The following is a 3,273-nucleotide window of genomic DNA, read 5'->3' on the forward strand; positions in this document are numbered from 1 at the left end:
CATTTTTCCCCCTTGCGCTCCACCCTTGAAGCCAACGGCGGAACAATCGGTTGTAAAATGGAACGTCTTGTAATCACGACGACATATTCAATAATCTTGACCCTAGGGCAGTGAGCGGCCACATGGGAACAGATTTCATGGATACATCTTCGACTTTCCCGTCTCCGGCGCTACATCTGGTGGTCGCACTCTGGGCCTTTGCAAGCTATGCGGGAGTGTCCTCTGCGCAGACCTACCAAGAGGGGGCGATGGCCCCTGTCAGCTGCCTGATCGAGCCCGACAAGGTGATTCGCCTCTCGACTCCGGTCGCGGGAATCGTTGATTCGGTGGCCGTGGATCGCGGCGACAGGGTCGCCGAGGGGCAGGTCGTGGCCCGGCTCGACACCGGCCTCGAAGAGATCGCCGTGGCCATCGCGCGCAAGCGGGCCGCGGATGACGCGCAGATCGCCTCGATCGAGGCGCAGATCGATTTCCTCGACGCACAGGCTCGCAGGAACGAGCAACTGGTCAAGCGCAACGCCGTCTCGCGAACGCAGGCCGAAGAGGCCCGGCTCGAGGCGCGGCTTGCCGAACGCGAACTTGACAAGGCGCGGCTCGAAAAGGATCTCGCCGGTCTCCAGCTGGCCGAGGCCGAGGCCCGTCTCGACCAGAAGATCGTGCGCAGCCCGGTAGATGGCGTGGTGATGGAGCGTCTGCTCAACCCCGGCGAATACCGCGAGGGCGAGGCGCATATCCTCACCATCGCGCGGCTCGATCAACTGCGGGTCGAGGCTTTCGTGCCGATCTCCTATTATGATCGGCTGGAACTGGGCCAGACGCTCACCATCCTGCCCGAGGCGCCGCTGGACACGCCGCACCCGGCACAGATCACCGTCATCGATCAGGTCTTCGATGCAGCCACGGCCACGGTGGGTGTCCGGCTGATGCTCGACAATTCCGGGTTCGAACTGCCCGCCGGCCTGCGCTGCGAACTCAGGTTCGACGATCCCGGCGCCGTCGCGGGAATCGAGCGCTGAACGGGCTAGCCCCGCAGCCGCCGCACCAAATCGTCATAAAGCGCGCGGCGCTCGTCTTCGGACAGGAACGCACCGATCTCGACCTCGCGCCCCGACCCCTTCAGGGTCAGGTAATAGGGCACCGGGCCACCATCCTCGTGCATCTCCGGCACGGCCCAATAGCGGTTGCAATCCCATTCCTGCACATCGCCCCGCGGATTGTGCCGCACAAGGTGCGCCCGGGTATCCGACAGTGTCAGCACCTCGAGGATGCGACGACTGCGGTAATTGTACTGCAACGCCCACCACATCGCGCCAAGCGCGGTCAGCATGAAGGGCAGGATGCCCCACAACATCACCGAACCCACAAGGATGCCCAACGGCACCAGCGACAGGGTGAAGATCCCCAGGATCACGGCTGCGAACCCGCGCGGCGGCAGCGAGTTATGCGGCCACAGCTGAAGCTGCGTTTCTTCTCCGGCGGTTTCGGTCCACGTGTACGGCATGGCGCAAACCTAACACGGCACGCGCATCCGTCGAGGGCCGAAAACGTCACGGCAGGGCGAACCGCCCGGTCAGGTCACGTGGCCGACCTTGGACCATGACAGCGCATCCTCCAGCCGGTCGTCGCCCCAGAACAGCTCCCCCCCAACGACGAAGCTGGGCGAGCCGAACACGCCCAGCGTCTCGGCGCGCGCCGTCTGCTCGGCCAGCGCATCGGCCATGTCTCGCGCCCGCGCCAGCACTGGCAGCGGGTCCTGCTGGACACGGAACAGCGCCTCCGACAGGGCCGTTTCGGTGCCCGCATCCGTCGCCTCGTTGAACCACATGCGATACAGCGTCTGGGTAAAGGCCTCGCCCCAGCCGTCCTGCATGCCCAGCAGGGCCACCTGGTTGGCCAGCGACAGGTCGCTGATCGGGTAGGGCGCCGGCAGTTCCGCATGCAGCCCGTACTTGGCCGCGCGCCGCTCGATGTCGCGCCACATATAGGCGCTCTTTTTCGGTTTCCCGGCAAAGGGGATGTTCTGCTGCGCCTTCATGATCGCGCGCACGTCAAAGGGCATCCAGGCCACCTCGACACCGTTGTCCTCGGCCCAGCGGGGCAGCCGCATCACCGTCAGAAAAGTGTAGGTGCTGCCGATGGAATACCAGAAATCGATCCGCGACATGGCCTGTCCTCCCCCGTGAAGCCTGCGCCATGATACACGGAATCCGCCTCGATTTCGACGGGGCGGGCGCCCGTGCCATCACAGGGGCGGCTTCAGTCCTTGGGCTCGCGCGCGATCACGGTGTTGATGGTCCGGGTCGTCCGGCTTCGGGTCAGCCCGATCGCCCCCAGAACCAGCGCGCAGGCGACGGCCTGCGGCAGGGTGATCGTCTCGCCAAAGGCCAGCACGCCCACCGCGAACATCGTCGGCAACTCGATGCTGCCGATCACCGCCGTGCGCGATGCGCCGATCACTGGCGAACAGATGGTATAGATCAGTTGCGGAACGATTGCCGTCACGACACCGATGCCAAGGATCAGGAACCAGTCGGTTCCGTCCACGGGCACAAGCGTCGCCGGATCGGCGCTCAGCACCAGCGGCGACAGGCCGAGCACCGAGCCGAGCGAGACCGAGGCCATGCGAGCCAGCGAGCCGATGCGGGACAGCCGGTAGACCAGCACGCAGATCCCGAACCCGAATCCGAACGGTGCCGCAAGCGATATGAGCAGCGTCCCGAAATGCTCGGGAGGAACCGAGGTGGGAGAGCCCGCGATAACCGCCGCCACGACGATCAGGCCCGAGGCCAGCAGTGCCCGCCGCGTTGGCGCGTCGGCGAAAAAGGCCCATGCGATCAGCAGCGTGAACACCGGGTAGGTCATGTAAAGGACACCCACGGTCGAGGCGGGCAGGGTCTCCAGCGCGGTCACGTAGCCGATCCATCCCAGCCCCATTATGGCGCCCGCGGCCAGGCCCCACAGGATCTCGCGCCACGCCCCGCGGTGAATCACAAGCGCGGGCAGTAGCAGCACAGCAGCAATGATGTAGCGGTAAAAGGCGACAGCATAGGGCGCCACGCCCTGTTCCGTCAGCCCCCGGCTGAAATAGGGAACGATCCCGAAGCAGACAGAGGCGAAAAGAACCCCGAACGCGGCAAGCGCGTGCGATGTGGCCGGTCCGTCCTGATTGGTGCTGGGATCCATTCTGCCGCCTTATCACGCAATTCGCGCGCTGTGCAGCCATAGTCTCGCCCGCAAAGAAAAACCCCGGCGCGAGGGTCGCGCCGGGGTCTC

The 3,273-nt window shown here is 65.2% G+C and carries 4 protein-coding genes; 1 reads left to right on the forward strand and 3 read right to left on the reverse strand.

The window, feature by feature from the left end; genetic code table 11:
• The first annotated feature begins 137 nt into the window (after positions 1-137).
• Positions 138-1,016 (forward strand): efflux RND transporter periplasmic adaptor subunit, encoded by an 879-nt coding sequence (locus ACFORG_RS21330; protein WP_386737599.1) that lies wholly within the window; start codon positions 138-140, stop codon positions 1,014-1,016.
• A 5-nt stretch (positions 1,017-1,021) separates the two neighbouring features.
• Here ACFORG_RS21330 and ACFORG_RS21335 read toward each other — a convergent pair whose 3' ends face one another.
• From ACFORG_RS21335 to ACFORG_RS21345, 3 genes are all read right to left on the reverse strand, one after another.
• Positions 1,022-1,501 (reverse strand): DUF2244 domain-containing protein, encoded by a 480-nt coding sequence (locus tag ACFORG_RS21335; protein ID WP_386737600.1) that lies wholly within the window; start codon positions 1,499-1,501, stop codon positions 1,022-1,024.
• A 69-nt stretch (positions 1,502-1,570) separates the two neighbouring features.
• Positions 1,571-2,164: a 2-hydroxychromene-2-carboxylate isomerase gene (locus ACFORG_RS21340; RefSeq protein ID WP_386737601.1), complete on the reverse strand. Its 594-nt coding sequence runs from the start codon at positions 2,162-2,164 to the stop codon at positions 1,571-1,573.
• Between the two features lie 92 nt (positions 2,165-2,256).
• A complete protein-coding gene (locus tag ACFORG_RS21345; RefSeq protein WP_386737602.1) occupies positions 2,257-3,183 on the reverse strand; it encodes a DMT family transporter in 927 nt (308 codons plus the stop codon).
• Positions 3,184-3,273 lie beyond the last annotated feature (90 nt).

It is taken from the genome of Lutimaribacter marinistellae (assembly GCF_042648365.1).
GTDB lineage: Bacteria > Pseudomonadota > Alphaproteobacteria > Rhodobacterales > Rhodobacteraceae > Lutimaribacter_A > Lutimaribacter_A marinistellae.